Source organism: Chryseobacterium oranimense, assembly GCF_900129755.1.
GTDB lineage: Bacteria > Bacteroidota > Bacteroidia > Flavobacteriales > Weeksellaceae > Chryseobacterium > Chryseobacterium oranimense.
In genome coordinates this window covers 982,388-1,009,297 of the sequence record NZ_FQWT01000001.1, presented here as the reverse complement: position 1 = coordinate 1,009,297, position 26,910 = coordinate 982,388, and the positions used below count along the sequence as shown (strand labels likewise).

28 protein-coding genes are annotated in these 26,910 nt (G+C 37.1%); 24 read left to right on the top strand and 4 right to left on the bottom strand.

Annotated elements, in window-relative coordinates; translation table 11 throughout:
* Positions 1–244: 244 nt before the first annotated feature.
* Positions 245–2,392, bottom strand: coding sequence for an endonuclease MutS2 (locus BUB03_RS04605; RefSeq protein WP_073060579.1), 2,148 nt, complete (start codon positions 2,390–2,392; stop codon positions 245–247).
* Between the two features lie 83 nt (positions 2,393–2,475).
* On the opposite strand from BUB03_RS04605, the gene BUB03_RS04600 reads away from it, so the two are divergent.
* From BUB03_RS04600 to BUB03_RS04585, 4 genes are all read left to right on the top strand, one after another.
* Complete coding sequence (locus BUB03_RS04600; RefSeq protein ID WP_073060576.1) at positions 2,476–3,003, top strand: hypothetical protein; 528 nt, start codon at positions 2,476–2,478, stop codon at positions 3,001–3,003.
* On the top strand, positions 2,996–3,496 hold the full coding sequence (locus tag BUB03_RS04595; protein WP_073060573.1) for a GNAT family N-acetyltransferase: 501 nt from the start codon (positions 2,996–2,998) through the stop codon (positions 3,494–3,496). Before BUB03_RS04600 ends, BUB03_RS04595 begins: the two co-directional genes overlap by 8 nt.
* 84 nt (positions 3,497–3,580) lie before the next feature.
* A complete protein-coding gene (locus BUB03_RS04590; protein WP_040998725.1) occupies positions 3,581–4,105 on the top strand; it encodes a hypothetical protein in 525 nt (174 codons plus the stop codon).
* A gap of 7 nt (positions 4,106–4,112) precedes the next feature.
* On the top strand, positions 4,113–4,754 hold the full coding sequence (locus BUB03_RS04585; protein WP_073060571.1) for a uracil-DNA glycosylase: 642 nt from the start codon (positions 4,113–4,115) through the stop codon (positions 4,752–4,754).
* Here BUB03_RS04585 and BUB03_RS04580 read toward each other — a convergent pair.
* Positions 4,741–5,250 (bottom strand): hypothetical protein, encoded by a 510-nt coding sequence (locus BUB03_RS04580; protein ID WP_073060568.1) that lies wholly within the window; start codon positions 5,248–5,250, stop codon positions 4,741–4,743. The genes BUB03_RS04585 and BUB03_RS04580 overlap by 14 nt on opposite strands.
* A gap of 128 nt (positions 5,251–5,378) precedes the next feature.
* Entirely contained in the window at positions 5,379–5,870 is a 492-nt protein-coding gene (locus BUB03_RS04575; protein ID WP_073060565.1) for a DUF456 domain-containing protein, read from the bottom strand.
* A 120-nt stretch (positions 5,871–5,990) separates the two neighbouring features.
* Between BUB03_RS04575 and BUB03_RS04570 the strand changes: the two genes are divergently transcribed.
* The 11 genes from BUB03_RS04570 (at position 5,991) to BUB03_RS04520 (ending at position 16,215) form a co-directional block, all read left to right on the top strand.
* Entirely contained in the window at positions 5,991–7,259 is a 1,269-nt protein-coding gene (locus BUB03_RS04570) for a mechanosensitive ion channel family protein (protein WP_073060562.1), read from the top strand.
* Positions 7,260–7,380: 121 nt separating this feature from the next.
* Complete coding sequence (locus BUB03_RS04565; RefSeq protein WP_040998730.1) at positions 7,381–8,100, top strand: pyridoxine 5'-phosphate synthase; 720 nt, start codon at positions 7,381–7,383, stop codon at positions 8,098–8,100.
* A 111-nt stretch (positions 8,101–8,211) separates the two neighbouring features.
* Positions 8,212–8,991, top strand: coding sequence for an alpha/beta fold hydrolase (locus BUB03_RS04560; protein ID WP_073060559.1), 780 nt, complete (start codon positions 8,212–8,214; stop codon positions 8,989–8,991).
* 117 nt (positions 8,992–9,108) lie between these two features.
* Positions 9,109–9,354, top strand: coding sequence for a microviridin/marinostatin family tricyclic proteinase inhibitor (locus BUB03_RS04555; RefSeq protein ID WP_040998734.1), 246 nt, complete (start codon positions 9,109–9,111; stop codon positions 9,352–9,354).
* A 34-nt stretch (positions 9,355–9,388) separates the two neighbouring features.
* Positions 9,389–9,625: a microviridin/marinostatin family tricyclic proteinase inhibitor gene (locus BUB03_RS04550; protein ID WP_073060556.1), complete on the top strand. Its 237-nt coding sequence runs from the start codon at positions 9,389–9,391 to the stop codon at positions 9,623–9,625.
* 53 nt (positions 9,626–9,678) lie between these two features.
* A complete protein-coding gene (locus tag BUB03_RS04545) occupies positions 9,679–9,912 on the top strand; it encodes a microviridin/marinostatin family tricyclic proteinase inhibitor (RefSeq protein ID WP_040998737.1) in 234 nt (77 codons plus the stop codon).
* A gap of 89 nt (positions 9,913–10,001) precedes the next feature.
* Entirely contained in the window at positions 10,002–10,955 is a 954-nt protein-coding gene (locus BUB03_RS04540; RefSeq protein WP_073060554.1) for an MvdC/MvdD family ATP grasp protein, read from the top strand.
* On the top strand, positions 10,952–11,956 hold the full coding sequence (locus tag BUB03_RS04535) for an MvdD family ATP-grasp ribosomal peptide maturase (RefSeq protein ID WP_073060551.1): 1,005 nt from the start codon (positions 10,952–10,954) through the stop codon (positions 11,954–11,956). Before BUB03_RS04540 ends, BUB03_RS04535 begins: the two co-directional genes overlap by 4 nt.
* 365 nt (positions 11,957–12,321) lie before the next feature.
* Positions 12,322–13,335, top strand: coding sequence for an NAD-dependent epimerase/dehydratase family protein (locus BUB03_RS04530; protein WP_073060548.1), 1,014 nt, complete (start codon positions 12,322–12,324; stop codon positions 13,333–13,335).
* Positions 13,332–15,101: an AMP-dependent synthetase/ligase gene (locus BUB03_RS04525; RefSeq protein ID WP_040998742.1), complete on the top strand. Its 1,770-nt coding sequence runs from the start codon at positions 13,332–13,334 to the stop codon at positions 15,099–15,101. The genes BUB03_RS04530 and BUB03_RS04525 overlap by 4 nt, the downstream gene beginning before the upstream one ends.
* 55 nt (positions 15,102–15,156) lie before the next feature.
* On the top strand, positions 15,157–16,215 hold the full coding sequence (locus tag BUB03_RS04520) for a diphosphomevalonate decarboxylase (protein ID WP_073060545.1): 1,059 nt from the start codon (positions 15,157–15,159) through the stop codon (positions 16,213–16,215).
* 150 nt (positions 16,216–16,365) lie between these two features.
* Here the strand turns inward: BUB03_RS04520 and BUB03_RS04515 are convergent, their stop codons facing one another.
* Positions 16,366–17,028, bottom strand: coding sequence for a DUF2461 domain-containing protein (locus tag BUB03_RS04515; RefSeq protein WP_073060542.1), 663 nt, complete (start codon positions 17,026–17,028; stop codon positions 16,366–16,368).
* Positions 17,029–17,510: 482 nt separating this feature from the next.
* On the opposite strand from BUB03_RS04515, the gene BUB03_RS04510 reads away from it, so the two are divergent.
* The 9 genes from BUB03_RS04510 to BUB03_RS04470 all read left to right on the top strand — a co-directional run bounded on the left by BUB03_RS04510 (position 17,511) and on the right by BUB03_RS04470 (position 26,887).
* Positions 17,511–19,214 (top strand): DEAD/DEAH box helicase, encoded by a 1,704-nt coding sequence (locus BUB03_RS04510; RefSeq protein ID WP_040998747.1) that lies wholly within the window; start codon positions 17,511–17,513, stop codon positions 19,212–19,214.
* Between the two features lie 148 nt (positions 19,215–19,362).
* Positions 19,363–20,001: a DUF47 domain-containing protein gene (locus tag BUB03_RS04505; protein WP_040998750.1), complete on the top strand. Its 639-nt coding sequence runs from the start codon at positions 19,363–19,365 to the stop codon at positions 19,999–20,001.
* A 20-nt stretch (positions 20,002–20,021) separates the two neighbouring features.
* Positions 20,022–21,164 carry an inorganic phosphate transporter gene (locus BUB03_RS04500; protein ID WP_040998752.1) on the top strand — a complete coding sequence of 381 codons (1,143 nt, stop codon included), beginning with the start codon at positions 20,022–20,024 and terminating at the stop codon, positions 21,162–21,164.
* 102 nt (positions 21,165–21,266) lie between these two features.
* Positions 21,267–22,238: a polyprenyl synthetase family protein gene (locus BUB03_RS04495; protein WP_040998754.1), complete on the top strand. Its 972-nt coding sequence runs from the start codon at positions 21,267–21,269 to the stop codon at positions 22,236–22,238.
* Between the two features lie 86 nt (positions 22,239–22,324).
* Complete coding sequence (locus BUB03_RS04490) at positions 22,325–23,284, top strand: GSCFA domain-containing protein (RefSeq protein WP_073060539.1); 960 nt, start codon at positions 22,325–22,327, stop codon at positions 23,282–23,284.
* Positions 23,277–23,804, top strand: coding sequence for a DUF4269 domain-containing protein (locus tag BUB03_RS04485; protein ID WP_073060536.1), 528 nt, complete (start codon positions 23,277–23,279; stop codon positions 23,802–23,804). The genes BUB03_RS04490 and BUB03_RS04485 overlap by 8 nt, the downstream gene beginning before the upstream one ends.
* Positions 23,805–23,808: 4 nt before the next feature.
* Positions 23,809–24,573 carry a TatD family hydrolase gene (locus BUB03_RS04480; RefSeq protein WP_073060533.1) on the top strand — a complete coding sequence of 255 codons (765 nt, stop codon included), beginning with the start codon at positions 23,809–23,811 and terminating at the stop codon, positions 24,571–24,573.
* A 202-nt stretch (positions 24,574–24,775) separates the two neighbouring features.
* Entirely contained in the window at positions 24,776–25,747 is a 972-nt protein-coding gene (locus tag BUB03_RS04475) for a hypothetical protein (protein ID WP_139258761.1), read from the top strand.
* 12 nt (positions 25,748–25,759) lie between these two features.
* Complete coding sequence (locus tag BUB03_RS04470; protein ID WP_073060528.1) at positions 25,760–26,887, top strand: hypothetical protein; 1,128 nt, start codon at positions 25,760–25,762, stop codon at positions 26,885–26,887.
* Positions 26,888–26,910: the final 23 nt, after the last annotated feature.

The window sequence follows — 26,910 nt, the reverse complement described above, 5'->3', positions numbered from 1 at the left end:
CAGGAAAAAACATAGTCCAAAATTTTCAATACTGAACTGACTTAAGAAAGAGATCAAAAGTGAAAATAAAACAGCAGGAATGATTAGCTTCCTGTAAAAAATCCACAGAACCGATAAATTTTTACCCATAAATCAAAAATAAAAATAAAATTCCGGTTGTATAATTAATGTTTCATGAAAATAAAAATAGCGCTGATGTTTTCAGCACTATTTTTTAGTTTAAAAACTATAAAATTGCAAATAATTAGATCCTTTCCAGCTCATCCGCATTGATCGTCGTCTTGAAAGTTCCGTAATTCACGATCACTTTATTTTTTGAAATTTTTTCAATGGTTCCTACGCTGGTGCTTCCTGCAATACGTACGCGCTGACCTTCTTTCATCCAGACGGCACGGTCGGTTTTGCGTTTTTCTTCCAGTTTTTCATTGGTTTCGGCAATCTTTTCGATCACTTCTTCCTTTTTCAGCTGCTGCGTAATTTTTCTTTTTACCACCTGAAGACGTTTTGATTCATCTTTATCAGCACCTATTTTCCTGAATTTCTCCTGTTCAAGAAGTTTCACAAAATCTTTCACCACATCTTTTCTCGATTTTCCTTTCACATAACTGTCGATGAAGGTTTCAATTTTGTTCCCGAACTGAAGCTTACGGTGTTCCTCTTCATACAGTTTCTGGAAATTGAAAAGTTTCTGCTGCAGCTGCTCGTTCAGCTTCTGAAGATTATCCCGTTTGTCTTCTACGGACTCCTTTCTTTCAGCAAGATCAGTTTTCAGTTTTTCAACCTCGAATTTTTCCTGCTGAAGTTTTACAATGGTTTTGTCCAGGTTCACAATGTCGTGTTCCACCTTCTTTTTCGCAGCATGGATGATAAACCTTGGAATTCTGTTTTTCTCGGCCACTTCAAAAGTAAATGAGCTTCCTGCCTGTCCCACTTCCAGTTTGTACATGGGCTCCAGTGTTTCTTCATCAAAAAGCATCGCTGCATTTTCAGCATGCGGAAGCTGTTCTATCACAAGCTTGATGTTTGTATAGTGTGTGGTAATGATCGCAAAGCTCTTTTTATCATAGAAATATTCCATGAAACTTTCCGCCAGCGCACCACCAAGCTCGGGATCAGATCCCGTACCAAATTCATCAATAAGAAGCAGGGTATTGCCATCAGCTTCTCGGATAATTCCGGCCATTTTCTTCAGTCTAGAAGAATAAGTTGAAAGATGGTTTTCAATCGACTGGTTGTCACCGATATCCGTCATGATCTTTTCAAAAAAGAACATTTCAGATCTTGGATGTACCGGTACCAGAATTCCGCTCTGGATCATCAGCTGAAGCAGTCCAACGGTTTTCAGGGTGATAGATTTTCCTCCTGCATTCGGTCCGGAAATACAGATGATTCTGTTTTGATCCGTTAAACTCAGAGTTTGTGGGAAGATAGTCTTATTTTCTGCCTTATTTCTCAGCCATAACAGCGGATGGAATGCGTCTTTAAGCTTTAATGTTCTGTGACGGTTGATCTTGGGAAGGATTCCGTTAACCATTTCAGCAAATTTTGCTTTTGCCCTCGTAAGGTCAAGGTCAAAAATATAGACCTGGTATCTCCACAGCTGGGGTTGAAACTCTGCCAGTTCAGCAGTAAGCTTTCTTAAGATCTTGTCGATCTCTTTTTTCTCTTCCTCTTCATTTTCACGAAGCTTGAAGTAATGTTTTACCACACTGTCCGGCTGGATGTAAGTAATAGAGCCGGTTTTTGAAATTCCAAGGACCCTTCCGGCCACCCTTTTCTTGAATCCGGATTTTACTGCTAAAACCCTTTGATCCTCAATAATCGTTTCCCGAATATCATCCAGAAATTCACTTTGCCCGTAATTGAAAAGAGCACGGTTGAAATTCTCCTGAATGGCTTTTTTAGCCACCTGAATTTCAGAACGAAGCTCCTTCAGAGCAGGAGAAGCATCACTTTTTACTTCCCCAAAACGGTTAAAGACCTTATCTATCTTATCAATAATCTCTTTTTTGAATTCCAGCTCAGAAACATCTTTTATCAGGTTAGGAAAAGTGTCGGGCATGGTTGGGAAAAACTTCTGAAGCTTTCCTATCTGTTCAGTTAAGGTTTTTATTTTGATGAAAGCACTGTTTTCCAGACGGTAATTCTCGATCAGCATTAATTTCAGCTCACTTTCGATATCTTCGTATTCATCGAACGGAATTGCATTTGAACTCTCAAAACTCGAAAGATATTCCGACGTTTTTTTCAGGGAAAGTTCCGCCTCGTCAATTTCCATGGGACGAAGTTGAAGAATTTTTTCTCTCGTTTTCGGAGAATACGCAAATGGAGAGATCTCCGCGAGCAATTGCGGAAACTCTAATTCGTTTAAATCTTCTTTATTTATATACACATTGCAAATTTAGTGAGAAAATGTGATTATTATGTATATTTGAGATATTTACAAATTTTGACCCCGAAACATTCTAGAATTAGATGGAAAGAATTGATAGGAAAATTTATAATTCAGAAAAATTATTGGTAATAAATAGCGAAATAATTGACTGGAACTTAGAAAAGCGCCATGGTATGCAGAAATGGAGAGCACACGATCGCTATGGTTTCATTGAGCTGAATCTTTATGAATTAGAAAATTATAAGAATAAAATAAATAAAGGATTTCCGTCTGATTACTGTTCAAATATTGATTGGAAAGTAGATGAAAATATATTTCCAAAAGAACTTTACCATCTTCATCTTGAAGAAATAAAAGATTATGCTGATTTTATTGCTTCTTATATTTCAGCACTTAAAGGGAAACATTTAAATTTTATTTTTGAAATAACTTTTGCAGGTTTTCACATTATTGACAGTTTCCGGAAAAATACTTATGGAAGAGCTTTAATTGAGGCTGTCATAAGCTGTTTTAATCAGGAAAGCTACAATGCAGGGAAATCCTATAAAGAAAAATATCATTCGCCTGAGAAAATAGAATATCAAATGTCACATTATAAAAATGATTAAAACCGAACGCTTAATTTTAAAAAACATCAATGAAACCGATGTTGAAGATATCCTGAGGATTCGCAGTAATGAAGTCATCAACCAGTTTTTGGCGAGAAATCCACCCAAAAACAATTATGATGCGCTTCAGTTTATCTTAACCATTAAGGAAAGGACTCAAAATAACCAAACCATTTATTTGGGAATTTCTCTAAAAGATCAGCCTAATCTTATCGGAACGATCTGCCTCTGGAACTTTTCTGAAGACAGGAAAACTGCCGAAGTAGGGTATGAGCTCTTACCTGATTACCACAGAAAAGGCATCATGTCGGAAGCCTTAGAAGCGGTTTTAGAATTCGGATTTAATGAACTGCATCTTCAGGAAGTAGTGGCAATGACTCACAAGTCTAATGAAAGCTCGAAAAATCTTCTGCTGAAGCATCATTTTGTTTTGGAAGAGGAGAGAAAAGATGAAGACTTTCCTGATAATATTGTTTTCAGTTTGAGAATTTAAACCATTAAACTTTACAGCCAGAGACAGGCGAAATTTGATATTGCAGATATTTAATTTTATATTTGATTTTTTATCAGACTAACCATGAAAAAAGTTGTAATAGGTATTGTGGCATTGGCCGCAGTTTTCTTTGTTGTTCTTCAGGTTTTCACCTGGTACAATGGAAATAATATCATGAGTAATCAGGCTGTTTTCAAAATCTATATGGACGTAAAAGATGAAGATATGGACGAGTATTTTGGAGTGGAAAAAGGTACGTACGATAAAGATAATCATATGATTGTCTGTAATCTTCCCGTTCAGCCTGCGCCCTTTAAGCAGTACCAGCAAGTTGTTGATTTTGATATTAACAGTATCGACTGTAATGAAAAATATGTCAAAGGAGACTATGTAAAATATGATGAAACTGAGCTTAGCGATGATCAGAATGCTACACTTTTTATAATCAATAAAAATTATTCGCGGCCGGTAGGGATGATTGATCATCAGCTGGAAGGTAAAAACAGCGGAATTGTAGCTTCAAGACAGGTACATCTTGATTACCAGATGGCAGCCATCAACCATATTGTTTTAGCCAAAGACAGAGTGTACGAATATTGTAATAAATAGATAAAAAATGACCTGGACAGAAGTTTTAGCCCCGATAAAAAATACGGAATATTTTAAAAACCTTTGGGAAAAAGTAAAGCAGGAATATGCAACAACCAAAGTTTTTCCGCCAAAAAATCAGATATTCAGAGCGTTGGAAATTACTCCCTTTGAAGATGTTGAGGTGGTGATCCTTGGGCAGGACCCTTATCACAATGATTATCAGGCCAATGGTTTGTGTTTTTCCGTTTCAGAACAGGTAGCGGCGCCGCCTTCCCTTAAAAATATCTTTACAGAATTAAAAGATGACCTTGGCATTGAAAGAACTTCCAAAGAACTGGACGACTGGGGCAGGCAGGGCGTTTTACTGCTGAATGCCACTTTAACGGTACGTGCCCATTCACCCAATTCCCACAAGGATTTAGGATGGGAAAAATTCACAGATTTTATCATCAAAGAAATTTCAGATAAAAAAGAAAATGTTGTTTTCGTTCTTTGGGGAGCTTTTGCACAAAAAAAAGCCGAACTCATTGATCCGGCCAAGCATTTTATCTTAAAATCAGCGCACCCGTCACCTTTTTCTGTGTATAGAGGTTTTTACGGAAGCAAACCCTTCTCGAAAATTAACGAGTACCTTATTTCAAAAGGAAAGAAACCTATTTCCTGGTAGTTTCGGATCTTGTTGCTCCGGTTTTGGTGAATTTGATTCCTATTCTATATTTTCCTTCCAAAGCTTTTGCCCCTCCGTCAGATTTCGGGAATGGGCTTACCTCTTCCAGTGAAATGGTATATCCATTGAATCCTTCGGATTTGTGGTAATTTCTTCCGGTATTATCCATCGTGGCAAGGTTTAAAGTGACAGGTCTGGAAGTAGTGCTCATTACTTCTACCTGTGCTATGGCAACGCCTGCCCAGATGCAGTTGACCCCTTCAGGACAGCGGCTGTCTTCGGAAATCCCTTTGAATGTTACATTCATTTGATATTTTGGAAGAAATTTATTTTCTCCCTGGTTAAAATAAATGATACCTTCTTTTTCTGAAGCCTTGGTGTTTTTCATATCGGAAGCTGTTCCTGCTTTTATTTCAGGGGTTTTTGTTTTCTTTTGGGCATTGCAGCCGGCTAAGGTCAGCATTCCCAAACTTAATATAATGGCTTTATGAAACATATTTTTCTTTTTTTGATGTGAATTTATTTATAATTAATCTGTCAAATTGCAATGCCGGAAATCTGGCATCCTGCATTAAATTCCATCCATCTTTTCCAGCATCCGTCTAAACTTTCATGCTATATTGTTTAAATAATACCAAGCATATTCAATACTACTACCAAAAACATTGCCACACCTACCACAAGACTGAAACCTGTTCCGTAAATGAAGCCGATAAATGCACCTTTTGTCGATTGCAGAGCTTTATTCATATCCTTGCTGTCATGAAGAAGTTCCCCGATAAATACGCCTGCAAACATTCCTACCAGGAATCCCAAGGGAATAGGAATAAAAATTCCGACAATGGTCCCAATGATCGACCCGATACTTCCCCAGCGCGTTCCTCCGTATTTCCTGTTCGTTTTCGCAGGAATTACATAGCTGAGTACTACAGAGATAAGTGTCAGGATCACAAAAGCCCAGATATAGATCATAGGCAGGTCCGCATCTGTCCCGAATTTATAGATCAGAAGACCGCAGATACTCAGTACAAGTCCCGGAAGTACAGGTAGGAAAGTCCCAAGTATTCCTAAAACAAGTAAAATAAGACAGAGAATATTAATTAAGGCTGTATCCATTCTTTAAAATTATCTATGCAAGATAGGAAAAAGAAAATTTGCAGGAGTCTTTTTCAAATTTGGGATGAAAATTGATTGTCAATAGTTACATCATCATTCTTTATTTATAAATTTGCTGTAATGAAAGACGAAATACAGGATACAAAAAGCTTTTTGCAGGAAATAAGCGATCAGCTTTATATTTATATCAGTCAGGTGACACCCGGCGGTATGGATTGGGTCGTTCATATTATTGTTAAGCTGGGGCTTTTGTGTGCCGTGTTTTTAGTAGTGGATTTTATTTTTAAATTCATTATTAATTTTGTTTTCAGATTTTTTAAAAGTGATGAAAAATATCCGGTTATACGCTCTGTTTATCAGTCTAAGATTTCTAATTCTGTTGCTCATTTTGCAGCACTTCTGGTTGTAGGAGCCGTCCATCCTTCCATATTCCCTGCCACAGCACTTCCTAAAACCAATATTTTTATTAACAGATCTATCAATTTAGGTTTGGTTATGATTCTGGCAGGTATGCTTTACAGGTCATTAACGGGCTTCAGGTATTTCTTCACCATAAAGCAGGATTTTTATAAGATCATGGCACTGAATGCCATTTCAGAAACCGTCAAGATCCTGGGAATCTTTATTTTTTCGGTGGTAGGGCTCTGCGTAATATTCGGAATCAAAGGAACAACTATTGTGGGAAGTTTGGGAGCCATTACTGCTGTTTTGGTTCTTGTTTTCAGGGATACCATTTTAGGTTTTGTCACCGGGATCCATGTAGCAACTTCTAAAAACCTCAAAGTAGGGGACTGGGTAAGTATTCCAAAATACAGCATTGAAGGAAATATTACTGATATAAGCCTTCTGACCACGAAGATCACCAATTTCGATAAAACAGTTTCAACCATTCCTACTTATGACCTCCTGACCACGGAAATTAAAAACCTTCAGGTGATGTCTGAATCCAATACCAGAAGGATCAAGAAATCTATTTATTTCAATATCAATTCTTTTAAATTTTTGAATGAAGAAGATATTGAGAGGCTGAAAGAAATCAACCTGATTTCAGATTATCTGGAAGAGAAAACAAAGGAAATTGAAAGGGAAAAACAAAATCTGCAGCATAATGATAAAACCATCAACGGAAGACAGCTTACCAATATCGGAGTTTTCAGGTATTATGCACAGAAATATATAGAAAATGATCCTGATATAGATCAGAAGGGAGCAAAAATGGTCCGCCAGCTGGACATTACTCCGCAGGGGCTTCCGTTGGAAGTGTACTGCTTCTCGAATGATTCCAAGTGGGAGCATTTCGAACAGATTCAGGCAGATATTTTTGACCATTTGCTGGTTGCTTCCAAGGAATTTGATCTTCAGGTTATGCAGATAAGTGTAAAAGTCTGATGAAACCCACTCATCAGATCTTTAAAATTAATTAAATTATGATAATTAAGGAAACAAAAGTCCGGTATGGAATGATTGAATTCGAACTTCCATCCTTATTATCTAACATCTCAATAAAAAAATGACAAAACTAAGCGTAAACATTAATAAAATTGCGACGATAAGAAATGCAAGAGGAGGCGAAACACCAAGTGTAACAGAAGCGGCAGTGAAAATACAGGAATTTGGTGCACAGGGAATCACCATCCACCCAAGACCTGATGAAAGACACATCACAAGGAAAGATGTGTACGATCTGAAACCTTTGGTTACCACTGAATTCAACATTGAAGGAAACCCTCACCGCTCTTTTATTGATATGGTTCTCGAGGTAAAGCCGGAGCAGGTAACGCTGGTTCCTGATGCAGACGATGCTATTACATCCAATGCAGGCTGGGATACTAAAAAGCATTTGGATTTCCTGACAGAAATTATTGCAGAATTTAAGAATGCAGGAATCCGTACCTCTGTTTTTCTTGATCCTTTGCCGGAACTTGTAGAATATGCTGCAAAATCCGGAGCCGACAGAATAGAGCTGTATACTGAAGCTTACGCAAAAAATTACCTTACGAACAAAGAACAGGCTATAAAACCTTATTATGAAACGGCACTGGCAGCAACGGAGTTTGGCCTGGGAATCAATGCCGGACACGATTTAAGCCTTGAAAACTTAAAATATTTTGCTGATCATATTCCGAATCTTCTGGAAGTTTCCATAGGACATGCTTTGATTTCTGAAGCACTGTATATGGGGCTTGAAAATACGGTTCAGGCATATCTGAAAAGACTGGCAGTGTGGTAAAAGAAGTTGGAAATTAGAGATTAGAAACTAATAATAAAAATTTATTTAATTAATCCCTAATCCCTAATCCCTAATTTCTAACCCCTAACTTCTAATTTCTAAATCAAAAAAATGGACATCTTAAACTCAAAAATATTTGGCGAAAACCTTACGGTAACGCCGCTTCTTGTATTTCACGGACTATTTGGAATGCTGGATAACTGGGGAAGTTTCGGGAAAGACCTTGGTGAATACCTTCCCGTACATCTGATCGACCTTAGAAATCACGGAAGAAGTTTTCATTCCGAAAGTATGTCGCATGACGATCTGGCTGATGACATTGCCCGCTATATGGATCATTATGGGATTCAGAAAGCGCATGTCCTGGGCCATTCTCTAGGCGGAAAAGCAGTCATGCAGTTTGTCCTGAAATATCCTGAAAGGGTAGAAAAACTCATTGTGGTAGACATTTCACCAAAAGCCTATCCACCGCATCACCAGGGAATTATCAAAGCCCTTGAGACTGTAGATTTCAATACTGTAAACTCAAGAGGCGAAGTAGAAGCTGTATTGAGCCAGTATATTCCTGAAAAATCTACCATCCAGTTTTTAGCAAAGAATCTGTATTGGGATGACAACAAAAAGCTGAACTGGAGATTTAATCTCAAAACCTTATCTGAAAAATATAACGAATTTGTTTCCAATGCCGTTAAATTTGGGGTTTTTGAAGGCGAATCCTTATTCATTGCAGGAGAAAAATCAAATTATATTCTTCCGCAGGATGAATACGGAATCAAACAGCAGTTTCCAAAAGCTAAAATAGTGACGGTTAAAAACGCCGGGCATTGGGTTCAGGCTGAAAATCCGGTAGATTTTGCGAAAGTTGTCAAAGAGTTTTTGAATTTGGATTAATTTATTTCCGTCTTTTTATTGATTTAGTTAAATTTTTCTTAAAATAAAAATATTATTTCCCTGTGTGTTGAAATTTTTTGTACTTTAGTTTTATATAAAAACTAAATATAATAACTTATGGAAAAGAAAAATTCAAAAAAACCGTTCTTCGCTTCATTTTTAGAAAAACAAATCAGCGATCCTGAAAAAATTCAGGGTGGGGCAGTTACTACACCTACTACAGATATTGTTACTATACCTGAAAGGGATAATGTTACAACATCACCGTTTCTCGACAATGCTACAACGCCGTTAAAGGATCAGGTGGTAACCATGAAGTATCCGTCTGACAGTGATGAGTCTGGAGAATTAGATATTCTTTAAACCGGAATAAAAAACAATAACCAAACTCAAGATTATGAAAGACGAAAATTCAAAAAAGAAGCCGTTTTTTGCCTCATTCCTGGAGAAGCAGGTTAAAGATCCGGAAACCATTCAGGGAGGCGGCATTATTTCAAACACAGATAATGACGTCGTTACCGCACCTTCTATTGATAACGTTACCGCACAGATTTTTGATCATGTTACCCATCCGAGCAAAGATCTTTTGGTAACAATGAAGTATCCTTCAGACGGTGATGATGACGTGGTTTAAATTTCTACAGAATACACAATTACAAGTATATTTTCAACCAAAACTAAATTATTATGAAAGACAAGAATTCAAAAAAGAAGCCGTTCTTTGCGTCATTCCTGGAAAAGCAGCTTAAAGATCCTGAAACCATTAAAGGAGGAGACACAGGGATTATCACCGACACTTTAAAAGATTCCATCACCAAGCCATCTGTTGATGTGGTAACTTCCCCTAAAGATGATATGATGCACACGCTGAAATATCCGTCTGACGGAGATGATGATGCACCAACTATTCCACTGGATTAAAAAAATGAAATACTAATCGTATTAATACAATCATCACATACCCAAAGGAAACTTACCATTAAGTTTCCTTTTTTAATAAAAACCGGCAAATGATTCTCTGTATTACCCATTCCCAAGATTTTTACAATATTGATCTTTTTTTTGAATATCTGGCCTCTAAAAATATTCCGTACTTCAGGCTGAATTCTGACCGCATGAATCACCTCCAGAAGATCAGTGTGAATGAAGATTCATTTGAACTGACCGATGAATCCGGAAATACCATTCATTCAAAAGATATCAAAGGAGTATGGCACAGAAAAGCCTGGGGAATCCCCGTTCCTGAAGAACTGGATGAAGATTACAAAAAAATATTCCTCAGCGGTTACGCTAACCTCCGTTATAACCTTATTACTGTTTTAGAAAATATTCCATGGATCAATCCTTATGAAAATGAAAGAAAAATTGATGGAAATAAAATGCTTCAGCTGAAAACCGCCAAAGAACATCAATTAACTGTTCCTGAAACTATTTTCTCCAATGATGAAGAAAAGATCACAGCCTTTTTTCATAAGTTCTGTAATGGAAAGGCAGTGGCAAAACTGCACAGCCTGACTGCAAAAACTATGAGCGGGGAGAATCTTATTTCAACAATGATCATTGAAGAAGATACCCTGGAGCATATTGCGGATATTACATATTGTCCGATGATCTTTCAGCCCTATATTGACAAAGAATATGAATTGAGGATTGTTTATATTGCCGGAGAGTTTTTTACCGGAAAGATCAATAACAGTGAAAATGCAGACTGGAGACTGGCACAGGGAAACTATGTCTGGTCAGCCTATGAACTGCCGGAAAATATCAAAGCCGGTCTTGCTTCCATGATGGAGGAAATGGGGCTTTATATAGGAGCAATAGATATGATCAGAGGAAAAGACGGGGAATATTATTTCCTGGAAGTAAACCCGCAGGGAGAATGGGGAATGCTGCAGAAAGAGCTGGGATTTCCCATCGCAGAAAAAATCGCCGATAACCTTATAAAAAGAATCAATAACCCATGAATAAAATATTAATCATTACGCATACAGCAGATAACTTTTCAATTGAAAAAGTAACGGAATATATAGAAAAAAATGGCTGCGAGGTCATCCGTTTCGATGTGGACCTGTACCCGATACAAAATAAACTTTCAACAGTATATCAGGATGGAGAGTGGATCAGTGTTCTTGAAACAAAAGAGGCAAAATACCGTCTGGATGATATTGCTGCCGTATGGTACAGGAGAGCCTATAATATCGGAAGCGGAGTAAAAGAAGAAATGGATAAAAAATTCTATGGTGCTGCAATGGGGGAGATCCGCAATACGCTTTTCGGATTTATAGAATCTGTGGATGCTTATGCATTGGGGAAACCCGGCATTTACAGAAGGCTGGATAGTAAAGAAGAGCAGCTTAAAATTGCAGTTAAATTAGGACTTAAGATTCCTGAAACCTGTCTGACGAACAATCCGGAAGAAGCAAGGCAGTTCATCCTTAAACATCAGAATGTGATCGCTAAAATGCAGACCGGTTTTGCGATTTATGAAGACGGAGTGGAAAGTGTGGTCTTTACCAATGTCGTCAACGAAGACAAGCTGGAGGAATTGGACTCGTTGGTGTATTGCCCAATGCAGTTTCAGAAAAAAATTGAAAAGAAAAAAGAACTTCGCGTTACCATTGTAGGAAGGGATGTTTATGCTTTTGAAATAGATTCCCAACAGTCCGAGGATGCGAAAGTCGATTGGAGAAAAGACGGGGTAAACCTGCTTACAAAATGGGTGAGAACAGAACTTCCGGCAGATGTTGAATCGAAGCTTCTGGAACTTTTAGATGTATACAATGTGGATTATGGCGCTATAGACATCATTGTTTCCCCTGAAGATGAATATTATTTCATTGAGATCAATGCTGCAGGTGAGTTTTTCTGGCTGGATAATCTGACGGAAGAAAATCAGATCTCCAAGAGTATTGCGGATGTTCTTTGTGATAAGGCTCCGAGAAGAAACAATATGGTTATGGCTTAAATAGAAATACAATTTAAATATAAAAGGCACAAAAGGTTGGTATTTAGCTTTTGTGCCTTTTTTTGTGTTTAGTAGCGGTGTGGGGTTGTGCTTAACCACCCCGTCAAAAATTCTATGAATTTCGCCACCCCTCCAGGGGAGGGGAATTATGATCCGACAAATATCTGTCGATTGAAATCTTTATTTTCCAAAAAATGCTTAATGATTTTCCCTGTAAAATGATAATATTGGTTAAATAAAGTGGAATTCTGCTTTAAAAATCGCAAATTTGCATACGCGGTTTTTCATAAACTTTACTGGAAAAATGAAGAATTGCCGGATAGGAAATATTGTTATATTTTAGTCAGCAATCAAGTACATAATTAATGATTTTTGTAACGGGTGCAACCGGAATCCTGGGAAGGGTGATTGTTTTGGAACTTCTGAAAAAAGGGAAAAACGTTCGTGCCTCCAAAAGACCGGGCAGCAATTTAAACGATGTAAGGCATTCTTACAGCTTCTATACAGATAATCCTGATGATTTTTTTAATAAGATCAATTGGGTAGATGTAGATTTTGATGATATTGATGCTCTTCAGGAGGCGTTAAAAGATGTGGATGAGGTGTATCACTGTGCCGCAAAAGTAGGTTTCCATCCTAAAGACGAAAAAGAAATGTACCATACCAATGTAAAAGGTACAGAAAATTTACTGTTTGCCTGTGAGGGTTCGGGAGTGAAAAAATTTCTTCATGTGAGTAGTATTGCTGTTTTGGATATTTTTAATGAAAAAGGAGAATTAGACGAAAATTCAGAGTTTAATCCCAAAGAAGAGCATTCTGCTTATGCCATTTCTAAACATCTTGCAGAAATGGAGGTGTGGAGAGCCTCTGCGGAAGGGATGAATACCATTATCGTGAATCCCGGAATGATCATCGGAAGCGGAAACTGGGGTCAAAGCAGTGGCGATATATTTCCCACTTTTGAAAATAATGGCTTTACTTTTTCCGGTGGAACCAGTTATGTAGACGTCCGAGATGCAGCCCGGATTGCCATTCAGCTGATGGAAAAAAATGCTTTCGGGGAACGTTTTATTCTTATTTCCGAAAATCAGAAATATGCAGAGCTCGGAAAACAGATCAGGTCTCAGCTTGGACTGAAAGAAGCAAAAATCCTTACAAAATCTCAACTGAACCTGGGACGGTTAGCCAATATTCTTTTAGGCTGGCTGATTCCAAAGCTGAGAATCATTACAAAATCAAATATTGAAGCCATATCATCGCTCAATACCATTTCCAATCAGAAAATTAAAAAAGAGCTTGATTATCAGTTTATTCCTGTAAAGGAAAGTGTTGATTTTCATCTTAAAAATTATATTAACGACAAAAAGCTGAATTCATGAATCTTGCAGCAGCAATTATCCTTAAAAATGTAGAAAAACATCCGGTAAAATCAGCAATAGGCTTTAAAAAGAAAGATGAAGTATGGAAAGAGCTGAGCTGGAAAAAATTCGGTGAGATCGTTTTTAAAACAGCTAATGCACTGAAAAATGCAGGAATTCAGGAAAATGATAAAGTAGCCATCTACTCGGATAACTCTTCCGAATGGATGACCGTTGATCTTGCTTCAATGGCCATTGGTGCCGTTACTGTACCTGTATATTCTACGAATAATGCAGAACAGGCAGAATATATCATCAGTGATTCTTCAGCAAAAGCTGTGCTTGTCGGCAGCCAGGAACAGTATGATGCCTGTCTGGAGATCTTACAGAAAGAAGAAAACGAGTTGGAAACCATTATTGTTTCTAAAAAATCGGTTTGGATTAAAAAAGAATTCAACAGTTTTTACCTTGAGGATTTTATTGCAAAATCATCCCCCAAGCTGGAAATCTGTAAAAAAGAATATGACGATACAGCTACCCTGATCTATACTTCAGGAACAACGGGAACTCCTAAAGGCGTTATGCTTACTCATGGGAATTTCATCAAAGCTTTCGATTCCCATTTTGAGTTTTTTAAATTTAAAAACTTTGAAGAAGAACTGTCGCTGGCCTTTCTTCCATTAAGCCATGTTTTTGAAAGAAGCTGGAGCCTGCTTTGCCTGTATGGCGGTGCAAGAGTATATTTCCTGGAAGATCCTAAAAATATTGCAAAGGCTCTGGAGGAAGTAAAGCCTACCACAATGTGTGCTGTGCCGAGATTTTTTCAGAAAGTATATGCCGGAGTTCTCGAGAAAGCCGAAGAAGGCTCTTCACTGAAGAAAAAGATCTTCGATTGGGCGCTGGCAACAGGCTGGCAGACTGCAGAGCTGAGAAGAAATGAAAAACCGGTTCCTTTTGGATTGAAACTGAAGGAATCCGTTGCAGATATGCTGGTTTTCAGTAAAATTAAAGAGAGAATGGGCGGCAGGCTGTGGTTTTTACCTTGTGGAGGAGCATCGCTTTCGCCGGAAGTCACCAAATTCTTTGATTCAGTGGGAATTCACATCACAGTAGGATACGGACTGACTGAAACAACCGCTACACTGACCCTTTTCCCATTGACCCATTTTGAGCATGGAACCAGCGGAAAACCTTTACCAGGTGTAGAAATCCGTATTGGTGAAGGTGATGAGATCCAGGCTAAAGGAAACGGCATTATGAAAGGATATTACAACAAGCCTGAAGAAACACAGAAAGTCTTTACAGAAGACGGATGGTTTAAAACCGGAGATGCCGGAAAATTCGATGATAAAGGCAACCTGATTATCACGGACAGGATCAAAGATTTGATGAAAACCTCCAACGGGAAGTATGTGGCACCACAGCAGATCGAGAACCTTCTTACCAATAATAACTTTATCCAGCAGATCATGCTGGTGGCAGAGGGAAGACAGTTTGTTTCCGCGCTTATCGTTCCGAATTTTGAATTTCTGCAGGATTTTATCAAAAAAAATAATATTCCTTTTACCAGCTGGGAAGAAGCAGTGAAGGACGAGAAAGTTATTGCTTTGTATAAAGAAAAAATTAAAGAATTACAGGTGCATCTTGCAGATTATGAAAAAGTGAAAAAATTTACACTAATGCCTGCAGAGTTTGATATCAATACCGGAGAAATAACTCCGACACTGAAAGTCAAGAGAAATGTGGTTCTTAAAAAATATGCGGATATTATTGAGAGTATGTATTAAACACAGACCTTAATGCCTTACGACAGATGTACCGTTTTTTATTTTAAATCAGATTATGACAACACAAGAATTTCTGGGAAAACAAAATTTCACCATCAATAATCAGACAGTTTCAGAAAGCTGTCCTTCCAATATCGCCCTGATTAAATATTGGGGCAAATATGCTGATCAGATCCCTGCAAACCCAAGCATCAGTTTTACTTTAAATCATTGCAAAACCAATACGTCCATAGAGTTTTTTGCCAATGAAGCCTTTTCTGTGCAAACTTTCCTGGCGGGCAATGAAGAAACGAAATTTGCTGAAAAAATAGAAAAATACTTTAAAAATATTGAACAATACCTTCCGTGGATATTGAAAGGAAAATATATCATCAGAACAGAAAATACCTTTCCGCACAGTTCCGGGATTGCAAGTTCTGCTTCCGGATTTGGAGCCATTGCAAAGTGCCTGATGAAGCTGGATGAAACTTTTTCAGGAAAATCATCTGAGGAAGAATCATTAAGAAAAGCCTCATTTCTGGCCAGATTGGGCAGTGGAAGTGCCTGCAGAAGTTTGTATAACGGGCTTGTAGTGTGGGGAGAGTCGGATGAGGTACAAGGAAGCTCAGATCTGTTTGCTGTGAAATACCCCGATAATGAAATTCATGAAATATTTAAAAACTTTAATGACTGGGTTTTATTAATTCATGAAGGCCAGAAAAGTGTATCCTCAACCGTAGGGCATGGCCTGATGAATACCAATCCGTATGCGGAAAGAAGATTTCAGGAAGCAAGAGAAAACTTTGTTCCCATGAAGGGAATTCTTAAAAACGGCAACCTGGAAGAATTTATCAAATTGGTAGAACATGAGGCACTTACCCTTCATGCCATGATGATGATGAGTGATCCTGCCTTTATTCTGATGAAAACCGGAACACTGGAGGTAATCAATAAAATCTGGGATTTTAGAAAAGAAACTGGCCTGCCGTTGTTCTTCACGCTGGACGCCGGTGCCAACGTTCATCTTCTGTTCCCCAACAACGGAACCGAAGATAAGATCAAAGCATTCATCGAAACCGAATTGCTGCAACACACTCAGAAAAATGGAGTAGTGAAGGATGTAATGAGGTTTTAAAAAAATATGACACAAACATCTGCGTGATCTGCTAAATCTGCGAGAGTTTTTTCGCTCGCAGATCACGCAGATTCTTTTTGAACTTCAAGTTAAAAAGTCAGTTTAAGAAAAACTTCTGCAATGATCTTTTAGTTCAAAATATTGAATGTTTTACTGAAAAGGAGCATTCAGGAAATCATTAAACGGTTTCATCAGTTTAAAGATTTTCGTTAAGTTTTTTATAGCATTTTTGTCCAGGATTTCTTCATCTTTCAGGGGATATACTACAATGAAATTCTTGAGTTTCAGATATTCTCCCATTGGATCTTCCTTTTCAAATCCCTGGGGAATTTTTTTCAGTTTATCATCCTGGTCAAGCTCTGGAAAATGTTTTTTAAAGTCTTTCTGATTAATAATTTTAAGAAAATCCTCGCTGTATAAAGAAATTTCCTTTCTTACTTCTTTCAGGACCGAAGATTCCGGCATATAAATACCACCCGCCAGGAAAGATTTCCCAGGTTCCAGATGAAGATAATAGCCACCTTTCTGACTGCCTTTACCCATTCCCAGGGAGGCGCCAAAATTAGTTTTATAGGGTGATTTGTCTTTTGAAAACCGTGTGTCTCTGTAAATTCTGAACAATGATTTTTTGCCGTCGATTTTCCCCAGTTCCTCATCAAAACCGGACATTTCTTTGATCAGGCCGTCAAGGAAAGTAATAACATTTTCCTGGGCTTCCGTATAAGCGGATTTGTTTTCATTAAACCAGTCACGGTTGTTGTTGACAGTAAGATTTTGTAGAAATTTCAGGGTTTCCGGCTTGATGCTATTCATGTTTTTAAAATTTAATAAGGTGTGTTGTTTATTTATTTAACCAAGTTAAAAAATAAACTTAGGCTGACCAAAATTATACAATATAACGAATGTATTAAAAATTTAGAAAGAATTTTTGAGAGTTAAATACCTTAAAGACACACCGTTTATGATACACAGCTTCCGGATTAATGAATGGCTGTTAAATCTAGTGATAGTAAGGGATGAACCCGGTTAAAACATGTGACGTTTTAAAATAAAAATTTTATGTTGAATCATGTTATTTTTGAAAATTCATAAATAATACCGAAAAAATCAATCCAATTTAATAAAAAAAAATAATGTTTAACATCTTTTTAACGCGAGGCACGTTTTTTTGGATTTAATTTTTAAAAAAATAAAAAAATATTAAAGGATTCTGAATTAAAGTTTACATATTTAAAACTTTATTCAAAAACAAATCAAATATTTATTGTATCTTTGCAAAAATTTTAAAATATTTAATGAATTTATTTACGGAGTCCAATTTAAGTCCTGACATTCTTAAGGCAATTGGCGAACTGGGTTACGAAAGCCCGACAGAAATCCAAAAACAGACTATCCCTTTCATTCTTTCAGATATTCGCGATTTGATCGCACTTGCGCAGACAGGGACAGGCAAAACAGCAGCGTTTTCGCTTCCGATTTTGGATATGATTGACGATACGAGTCGCAAAATCCAATTATTGGTGCTTTGTCCGACACGGGAATTATGTCTTCAGATTTCTAAAGACATAAAAAATTACTCCAAGTACATGAAAGACATCAAAACCACAGCGGTTTACGGTGGAAGCAGTATTATGGATCAGATTCGTTCTTTAAAGGATAAACCGCAAATCATTGTAGGTACTCCTGGAAGAGTAATCGACCTTATCAACAGAAAAGCGCTTGATTTTTCTGCGATTCATTGGTTAGTTTTGGACGAAGCTGATGAAATGCTTTCTATGGGTTTCAAAGATGAGTTGGAAACAATTCTGAGCGAAACACCGGACACAAAGCAGACTTTCTTATTCTCGGCTACGATGAATAAAGAAGTGGAAAGAATTTCCAAAAATTATCTTACCAACCCGCACCGTATTTCTGTAGGTTCTATTAACGAGGTTAAGAAGAACATTAAACATGAATACTATGTGGTAGGATACCGTCAGAAAAAAGAAGCTCTTAAGAGATTAATTGACGCCAATCCAAACCAGTATTCTATTCTTTTCTGCAGAACAAGAATGGAAACCCAGGAAGTGGCAGATTTCTTAATGCAGAATGGTTATGCCGCAGATGCGCTCCACGGTGACCTTTCCCAGGCGCAGAGAGATACGGTAATGAAGAAATTCAGACTGAAAAACATCGACATCCTTGTAGCAACAGACGTTGCAGCAAGAGGATTGGATGTAAATTCCCTGACACACGTGATCCACTATTCTTTACCTGATGATCCGGAAGTATTCGTTCACAGAAGCGGAAGAACCGGTAGAGCTGGAAAAGATGGAGTTTCAATGGCATTGATTAAGCCTGAAGAAAGCAGAAAGCTGAAACAGATTAAATCTGCAACGAAGATTGAGATCGTAGAGAAAACAATACCAACCGGTAATGATATCATCAAAGCCCAGGTGGGAGGTGTTTTCGAAAAATTATTTACAGAACACGAAGAAGATATCTTTGAATTTGATGACAGCCTGATCCCGGATCTGAGTGCGTTCACCAAAGAAGAATTGGTTCATAAGCTATTGCAGTTCCAGCTGAAAGATCTTGCCCTTTATTACAAAGACAAGCATGATCTTGTTGAGCAGAAACTAAGCAGCAGAGATGACGACTATTCAAGAAGAGACAGAGGTCGTGACAGAGACAGGGACAGAGGAAGAGACCGCGACCGTGACAGCAGAAGCAGAGATGGAAGAGACCGTGGCGGAAAACCTAGAAGAAAAGATGAGAATATGGTAAGATTCTTCTTCAATCTGGGGAAAAAAGATCAGTTGAAAAAGCTTGATGTTTTAGATATCATCAATAAAGCGACAGCCGGAAAAAGCAAAAAAAGAGCAGAAATCGGTGATATTGAAATTTTAGAAAAATTCTCTTTCTTTGAAGTGGAAAAATCTTTCCAGGAAAATGTAATGAGCAATATTCCTTCAATGAAATTCAGAGGGAAAGAAATGAGAGCTGAAGTGGCAAACTAAGATCTCTCAGAATATATAAAACCGGCTTTTGGCCGGTTTTTTTATTTGATAATCAAGTGTTAACCGAATGTTAACAAAACTTAACGTTAGATTGTTTCAGGGCAAATCCTTTTTTAGGAAATTTGCACAAAATTATAAATACATAAAAATGGGAATTGGTAATATTTTCCACGCTTTTCAACCAAAAGATAAAATTTTCTTTGTACTTTTTGAAAAAGTAACTGAAAACCTAGTTGCAATGTCTGAAGACTTTAACAACGGTATCAAAGATTTCGATCTTAACGATGATACAATGCTGAAAAGAATGAGCGACTATGAGCATAAAAATGATGAACTTACCCATGAGATCTTCGTTGAATTAGGAAAAAACTTCATTACACCGTTCGACCGTGAGGATATCCACACACTGGCTACCGGCCTTGATGATATTGCAGATTATATCTACGCTTCCACAAAATACATCTTCCTGTACAAATCGCCTGAAATGAAAGCCTATTCAGATTTTTCATTGCTGATCCACAAAGCTTGTCTTGAGATCCAGAATGCGATGAAAAACCTTAAAGGATTCAAAAATATGGATCAGGTAAAGGAAGCATGTATCAAAGTAAACTCTATTGAAAACATTGCAGATGACCTGCTATCCAACTCAATGGTGGATCTGTTTGAAACCAATGATGCAATTAACATCATCAAAGTTTCATCCGTACTTAATTATCTTGAAATAGTAACTGATAAAGCAGAAGATGTTGCCAACACGATTGAGAACATCATGATTAAATACGCTTAATACAATTATAACTCACAGAAATGGAATTTCCGATTTTACTTACGGTTATTATTGCGTTAGCTTTAATTTTCGACTATATCAATGGTTTTCATGACGCAGCCAATTCAATTGCAACCATTGTTTCTACCAAGGTTTTAACCCCTTTTCAGGCGGTACTTTGGGCAGCATTATGGAACTTTGCCGCTTTTTTTATCGCCGCATACATTATTGGTGAATTTAAAATTGGTAATACCATTGCAAAGACTGTTAATGAAAACTTTATCAATCTTGAAGTTATATTTTCAGGTCTTGTAGCCGCTATTGCATGGAATCTTTTAACATGGTGGTTTGGGATTCCTTCTTCATCATCACATACCCTGATCGGAGGGTTTTTAGGTGCAGCTCTTATGCATGCCTTCATGATGGATTACCATGATATAGTAGCAACACAACCCAATTTAGGTTTTATTGAAACCTGTAAACATGCTTTTCATCAGGTAACGACACAAAGTGTTGTAAAATTTGATAAAGTAATTCCTATTTTCCTGTTCATTTTTATGGCTCCGATAATAGGGATGATCATTTCGATCATTATTACACTGATCATCGTTCATTTATACAAAAGATCCAATCCGCATAAGGCAGATCAGTCTTTCAAAAGATTACAGCTGGCTTCATCAGCTTTATTCAGCTTGGGACACGGTCTGAATGATGCCCAGAAAGTAATGGGAATCATTGGAGCAGCTTTGATCTACTATCACGTAGAAATGCTGCAGGACCCTATTTACCTGAATATTCCTTCTGCAGGACGTTTTGATTATTTTGCAGAACATTACCTTTGGGTTCCGTTAGTTTCTTTCTTAGCCATCGGTTTAGGTACCATGAGTGGAGGATGGAAGATCATCAAAACGATGGGAACCAAAATTACGAAAGTAACTTCTCTTGAGGGAGTAAGTGCTGAAACAGCAGGAGCTATTACATTATTCATCACGGACCACTTCGGTATTCCTGTATCTACTACCCATACGATCACAGGGTCTATTATTGGAGTAGGGTTAACGAAAAGAGTTTCTGCCGTAAGATGGGGAATTACAGTAAGCCTTCTTTGGGCGTGGGTACTTACCATTCCGATTTCGGCTGTTGTGGCAGGAGCTACTTATCTTATTGTAACTTTTCTAACTTAATTAAAAGATTAGAATACATATATAAACTTTGTCCTTCCGGGCAAAGTTTTTTGTTTTATAAAGCCTCGAAAAATTGTATTTTTGTTCAAATTAAAAGATTTTATGGAATTTTTAGACAGATACCAGCAGATCGTTGCTGATGCCATCACGAAGTATACTTTTAAAGACAAGCCTGCGGAACTTTATGACCCTATGAACTACATCATTTCACACGGTGGAAAGCGCCTTCGTCCTATTATGGTACTGATGGCCTGCGACCTGTTCGGAGGAGATCTTAAACAGGCTATAAAACCGGCGCTGGCTATTGAATTTTTCCATAATTTTACCCTGATCCATGACGATATTATGGATGAAGCTCCGTTAAGAAGAAACAAGCCTACCATTCATACCCTTCACGGGATTAATGTTGGAATCCTTTCAGGGGACGGATTAATGCTTAAGGCTTATAAATTCTTTGAAGATCTTGAACCTGAAATTTTCAAGGCATGTATCAGGATCTTTACCCATACAGGACTTCTTTTGTGCGAAGGACAGCAGTACGATATTAATTTTGAAACTCAGGAGGATGTTACCTATGATGACTACATTCGAATGATTACCTATAAAACAGGTGTTTTAAGTGCCTCTTCCTTTGAAATAGGAGCTCTTATTGCCAAAGCCAATTTTAAAGATGCCAAAGCGATCTTCAATTTCGGAAAACATATTGGTATTGCTTTCCAGATTATGGATGATTACCTGGATGTATTTGGAGATCAGGCCCAGTTTGGTAAAAAGCATGCCGGAGACATTTATGAGAACAAAAAGACCGTACTTTATCTTTTAGCGAGGGAACACGCTACAGAGGAAGAAAGAAAAGAACTGGACCACTGGTATAGTAAAAAAACAGATAACATCGACAAAGTATACGGTGTTGAAAAGATTTTCAGAAGAACCAAAGTAGATGAAAAAGCATTACGCCTGATCGAAAAGCATAACGAAATAGGGCAGAGCTACCTGGAAAAGATCAATATTCCTGAAGAAAAGAAAAAGCCTTTTATAGAACTGGCTAATTATCTGTTGAGAAGAGAGAGCTAATTAAAGGTAAAAGGACTTAGGGCTTAGGGATTAGTTGTTTGTAGCAGTTATCTTAGCCCTAATTCCTAAATCCTAATCCCTTACCAATGAAATTCAGAACTGAAGTTGACATTCCGAAGTCGGAGAAAAAGATTGAAGTTGAAGATAAAATATTTTCAATAGGATCCTGTTTTGCTTCGGAAATGACAGATTTGCTGGGACAGGGCCAGCTTCAGACCGTTAATAATCCCTTTGGAACTATTTTTAATCCTTTTTCGATCAGTAATGCCGTTAAAAGGCTCCATGATTCAGAGTTCTATACAGAAGACGAGCTGATCACTTTTAATGACGAATTTATCTCCCTGGATCATCACAGCAGCTTCGACAGAAGATATATTCATCAGACCCTGGATGTAATCAATGCCGGGATAGAGGTGGGAAACAGATTTCTTCAGGATGCAGGCTGGGTCATTATTACTTACGGGACTTCATTTATTTATGAATTTATTCCGAAAAAAAAGCTGGCAGCGAACTGTCATAAAATTCCTCAGAAGTTTTTTGAAAAAAGACTGCTTTCTCATCAGGAGCTTACAGATTCCATTTACAATACGGTTTTAAACCTGAAAGATATCTGCCGTGATGATGTCCAGATCCTGTTTACCGTCTCACCGGTCCGCCACACAAAAGATGGAATGGTTGAGAATCAATTAAGTAAATCCAAGCTGATCACAGCAGTTCATGAGGCTGTTTCACAACTAGAAAACTGCCATTATCTTCCTGTTTATGAAATAATGATGGATGATCTGCGTGATTACCGTTTTTACAAGGAAGATATGCTTCATCCTACTTCTCAGGCGGTCAGCTATATCTTTGATAAATTCGGTGAAGCCTATTTTTCAGAAGATACGAAAAGCTTTATCAAAGAAAATTTTAAAATCAATAGAGCACTGGAGCACAGGACGGATGATGAAAAGGATCCTAAATATATTGAATTCAGAGAAAAATTAAGCCAGAGAATTGAAATTCAGAGAGGAAAAGTAAGGCATAAAATATTTTCAGATGATTGATTTCACTACCCTTGACTATCTAAGGTCTGGAAATGAAAAGCAGAAAAGAGTGTATGAAGTTCTTACGAAGTATAAGGTCTTTGAAAAGCTGAAGCCTTATTCCCCGGTGCTGGCAGGAACTATTCCTATCGGGATCGATATTGAAAGCAGTGACCTGGACATTATTTGCGAAGTAGATCTTAGTTTTGAAGAAGATTTTCTGGATGATATTATGTTTAGCCGTCTAATTCCTGCAGATGCAGAGGTAAAGGTTGAAAACGTTACCATAGATGGCGAAAAAAGTATTGTTATTAATTTTATGCTGGAAGAATTTCCAATAGAAATTTTCGGACAGAATAAACCGGTGCTCGCCCAGAATGCTTATCAGCATATGATGGCTGAATACAGAATATTAAAAGAAAAAGGAGAAGATTTCAAATATAAAATAATAGAACTTAAGAAAAAGGGAATCAAGACTGAGCCGGCATTCGGTTTATTGATGGACTTGAAAAACCCGTATAAAGATCTGTTAAAATTTTAAGAAAATGATTGATACACATACCCACTTATACGCAGAAGAATTTGATGAAGACAGAAGAGAAGCTATTCAGCGAGCCCTGGATAAAGGAGTTACAAAGTTTTATCTTCCTGCCATCGATTCGGAGTCTCATGAAAAAATGCTTCAGCTGGAAAATGAATATCCGGGACAGATCCTTTCTATGATGGGACTTCATCCATGCTATGTAAAGCCGGAATCATGGGAAAAAGAGCTGGAAATTGTTAAAAATTATCTCGATCAGAGAAATTTTCCTGCAATAGGAGAGATCGGTATCGATCTTTACTGGGATAAGACAACGCTTGATATTCAGGTAAAAGCTTTTGAGCAGCAAATCGACTGGGCCATAGCAATGGACCTTCCTATTGTTATCCATACAAGAGAAAGCTTTGATGAAACATTTGAAGTACTGGAAAGAAAAAAACATCCGAAACTCCGTGGGATTTTTCACTGCTTTTCAGGAAATCTGGAGCAGGCCAAACATGCCATTGATCTCAATTTTATATTGGGAATAGGAGGGGTTGTGACCTTTAAGAACGGAAAAATAGATCAATTTTTAAAAGAAATCCCTTTGGATAAGATCGTTCTGGAAACAGATTCTCCATATCTTGCCCCGGTTCCACACAGAGGAAAGAGAAATGAAAGCTCCTATCTTGATCTGGTTGCAGGAAAACTGGTGGATATTTATGGTAAAGACTTTTCCGAAATAGATAAAATTACTACACAAAACGCAAAGAAGATTTTTAGCAGTTAATTCTTTTTAGATGAATAAAAATTTAAACCTTACAAAATATAGCACAGCGACCAGCTTGATGCTATTTATTATTTATTTCGTAATTAATTTTTTATTTCTTACAAAATACGGTATCCGACAGTCGGTTGTTCCCATCAGTATTTTGATTGTTGGATTTATTATTGTACACTTTTTAATATTTTTTTTTAGAAAAAACCGGTTTTTGTCAAAAAATCTGAATCAAAAATCTGTTTATCTGCTGGCATGTGCTTTTACTGTTTTCTATATTGCATTATGTCATATTATGAAAGATCCTTATAAAATGAATATAGACCGCTGGCAGACTCTCGATTTTTCAATGGATTACTGGATTCATGGCCAATATATTTATACCAAGCGTAATTTCATGGGGAATCTGTCCTCTTATCTTCCGGGCCAGCTTTTGTTATCTCTTCCTTCTTACCTGTTAGGAAATCTTGGATATGTACAGGTGATGGCTTTTTTGTTGTTTGCCGGGGCAGTTTTGAAGGAATTTAAAAGTAATCTGATCAGGTTTACAGCAATACTCATGTTGGGAATATCTTTGTCTTATATTTATGAAGCAGTCTGCAAGAGTGATTTTATTTCTTCTTTTATATTTTCGGCTGCATTTATTCTTTTCTGGCACAGTAAATTTAAAGATAATTATTTTCAAAAGCCTGTACTATTAGGAGTTTGCCTTGGTGTTTTATTCTTAACCAGGAGTGTAGCTGTTATTCCCTTGATCATATTTTTGCTGAAACCTTTTCTGGCCGCTAATAAAACACTTCAGATAAGAACAGTACTAACTTTTCTGATCACTGTAGCGATACTTCTTGTGACTATTTTCTTTCCTGCCAATAACTTTGATTATATTTTCCAACATAATCCGCTGAAACTTCAGGGGCAAAGTAATAAATTGGTCATGTTGTTTTTTCTGGCAGCTGCCATTTTCTTGTCTTTTTATGCTAAAAAGATAAATGAAGTATTTTATTTTTCGTCATATATTGTATTTTTTATTATGCTTAGTTTCGTGCTGGAAAAGTATCTGTATTTTGGGATTGGCTTTCAGGACAATTTTTTTCCGACAACTTATCTGGCAGCTTGTCTTCCTTTCTGTATAATTGGGTACTGTTTCTCGGTTAAAAGAGAAGCGGACAGGGAAGTTTTGAATTAATTACTTTAAAATATGATCAGAACAGGTAAAGAAATAAAGTTTTATGCTTACATAGGATTTCTTGGAGTAATTTTAGTGTATATAATTGCCCAGTTTTACATTAAATCACATCTTCCAGAACTGGGCTGGACAATATCAGACTGGTTGATCAATTATGAGGATGGAGGATTCAAAAGAAGGGGGCTATCAGGAAGTTTTTTGTTTTTTATTCAGGATAATTTGAAGATTCCGCTTAATACGCAGATCTTTGTTATCCAGTCATGTTTCTTTATCCTTATTTTTTATTTATTGGTCCGCTTAATCATTTCTAAAAAATTGAACTGGGACCTTTTGATTTTATTGTGCTCACCGCTTTGCCTTTTATTTATCCCTGTTAATATTTTTAATTCCGGGAGGAAAGAAATAGTTTTAATAGTACTCGTTTTGTTTTTTGTTTATGGCAAGCAGAGTGAATTAAAAAAATATATACTTTTCGTTGGCTTTATAGTAGGATTGTTCCTGCACGAGCTGTTTTATTTTTATTTGCCTTTTGTAATGGCTGCTTATATTTTAAAGACCAATAAAGTTGATTTTAAATATCTGGGCACTTTGTTTCTGGTCTCTACATCAGTTATTTTAATATTATACTTCTGGGGAGGAGAAATTAATCAGGGAAATTCCATAGAGCTTTTAAAGCAGCGAGGAATACAGTTTACCAGGCTGAATATTTTTACCTATGATGTGATTAAAGAAAGAAGAGGAATGATGAATGCTTATCCGTCCTATATTCTGTTCGGTTTGGAACTGCTGTTTATGATATTCTTATCTTTTGTCTTTGTAAAAAAATATTTGCCGCAGCAGGTTAAGAATTTTAAAATTTTTATTCTGATATCCCTGATTTGGGTAAGTCCGATTTATATATTGGGAGCAGATTGGTTTCGGTGGAATCATATTTATGCATTACTGCTTATTGTATTGATAATTATCGCTTTACCAGATAATACTTCGAAAATGCCATATGTAGAAGGGAAATTCAATAGCTCGTTATTCATTATAAACATTCTTTTCTTCATTGTTTTTTTCCTTCATATACAATATGACAGTTCAGGAAATTCAAAGGAATATCTGCTGAAGTATATTGAAAATAAAATACCCTTTTGAGTTTTGGATATATAGATCAAAAA

What these genes read in the sequence shown, in the direction of transcription:
- BUB03_RS04600 (WP_073060576.1), top strand. Translation starts at nt 2,476, where the DNA reads ATGGAAAGAATTGATAGGAAAATTTATAATTCAGAAAAATTATTGGTA.
- BUB03_RS04595 (WP_073060573.1), top strand. Translation starts at nt 2,996, where the DNA reads ATGATTAAAACCGAACGCTTAATTTTAAAAAACATCAATGAAACCGAT.
- BUB03_RS04590 (WP_040998725.1), top strand. Translation starts at nt 3,581, where the DNA reads ATGAAAAAAGTTGTAATAGGTATTGTGGCATTGGCCGCAGTTTTCTTT.
- BUB03_RS04585 (WP_073060571.1), top strand. Translation starts at nt 4,113, where the DNA reads ATGACCTGGACAGAAGTTTTAGCCCCGATAAAAAATACGGAATATTTT.
- BUB03_RS04580 (WP_073060568.1), bottom strand. Translation starts at nt 5,250, where the DNA reads ATGTTTCATAAAGCCATTATATTAAGTTTGGGAATGCTGACCTTAGCC.
- BUB03_RS04575 (WP_073060565.1), bottom strand. Translation starts at nt 5,870, where the DNA reads ATGGATACAGCCTTAATTAATATTCTCTGTCTTATTTTACTTGTTTTA.
- BUB03_RS04570 (WP_073060562.1), top strand. Translation starts at nt 5,991, where the DNA reads ATGAAAGACGAAATACAGGATACAAAAAGCTTTTTGCAGGAAATAAGC.
- BUB03_RS04565 (WP_040998730.1), top strand. Translation starts at nt 7,381, where the DNA reads ATGACAAAACTAAGCGTAAACATTAATAAAATTGCGACGATAAGAAAT.
- BUB03_RS04560 (WP_073060559.1), top strand. Translation starts at nt 8,212, where the DNA reads ATGGACATCTTAAACTCAAAAATATTTGGCGAAAACCTTACGGTAACG.
- BUB03_RS04555 (WP_040998734.1), top strand. Translation starts at nt 9,109, where the DNA reads ATGGAAAAGAAAAATTCAAAAAAACCGTTCTTCGCTTCATTTTTAGAA.
- BUB03_RS04550 (WP_073060556.1), top strand. Translation starts at nt 9,389, where the DNA reads ATGAAAGACGAAAATTCAAAAAAGAAGCCGTTTTTTGCCTCATTCCTG.
- BUB03_RS04545 (WP_040998737.1), top strand. Translation starts at nt 9,679, where the DNA reads ATGAAAGACAAGAATTCAAAAAAGAAGCCGTTCTTTGCGTCATTCCTG.
- BUB03_RS04540 (WP_073060554.1), top strand. Translation starts at nt 10,002, where the DNA reads ATGATTCTCTGTATTACCCATTCCCAAGATTTTTACAATATTGATCTT.
- BUB03_RS04535 (WP_073060551.1), top strand. Translation starts at nt 10,952, where the DNA reads ATGAATAAAATATTAATCATTACGCATACAGCAGATAACTTTTCAATT.
- BUB03_RS04530 (WP_073060548.1), top strand. Translation starts at nt 12,322, where the DNA reads ATGATTTTTGTAACGGGTGCAACCGGAATCCTGGGAAGGGTGATTGTT.
- BUB03_RS04525 (WP_040998742.1), top strand. Translation starts at nt 13,332, where the DNA reads ATGAATCTTGCAGCAGCAATTATCCTTAAAAATGTAGAAAAACATCCG.
- BUB03_RS04520 (WP_073060545.1), top strand. Translation starts at nt 15,157, where the DNA reads ATGACAACACAAGAATTTCTGGGAAAACAAAATTTCACCATCAATAAT.
- BUB03_RS04515 (WP_073060542.1), bottom strand. Translation starts at nt 17,028, where the DNA reads ATGAATAGCATCAAGCCGGAAACCCTGAAATTTCTACAAAATCTTACT.
- BUB03_RS04510 (WP_040998747.1), top strand. Translation starts at nt 17,511, where the DNA reads ATGAATTTATTTACGGAGTCCAATTTAAGTCCTGACATTCTTAAGGCA.
- BUB03_RS04505 (WP_040998750.1), top strand. Translation starts at nt 19,363, where the DNA reads ATGGGAATTGGTAATATTTTCCACGCTTTTCAACCAAAAGATAAAATT.
- BUB03_RS04500 (WP_040998752.1), top strand. Translation starts at nt 20,022, where the DNA reads ATGGAATTTCCGATTTTACTTACGGTTATTATTGCGTTAGCTTTAATT.
- BUB03_RS04495 (WP_040998754.1), top strand. Translation starts at nt 21,267, where the DNA reads ATGGAATTTTTAGACAGATACCAGCAGATCGTTGCTGATGCCATCACG.
- BUB03_RS04490 (WP_073060539.1), top strand. Translation starts at nt 22,325, where the DNA reads ATGAAATTCAGAACTGAAGTTGACATTCCGAAGTCGGAGAAAAAGATT.
- BUB03_RS04485 (WP_073060536.1), top strand. Translation starts at nt 23,277, where the DNA reads ATGATTGATTTCACTACCCTTGACTATCTAAGGTCTGGAAATGAAAAG.
- BUB03_RS04480 (WP_073060533.1), top strand. Translation starts at nt 23,809, where the DNA reads ATGATTGATACACATACCCACTTATACGCAGAAGAATTTGATGAAGAC.
- BUB03_RS04470 (WP_073060528.1), top strand. Translation starts at nt 25,760, where the DNA reads ATGATCAGAACAGGTAAAGAAATAAAGTTTTATGCTTACATAGGATTT.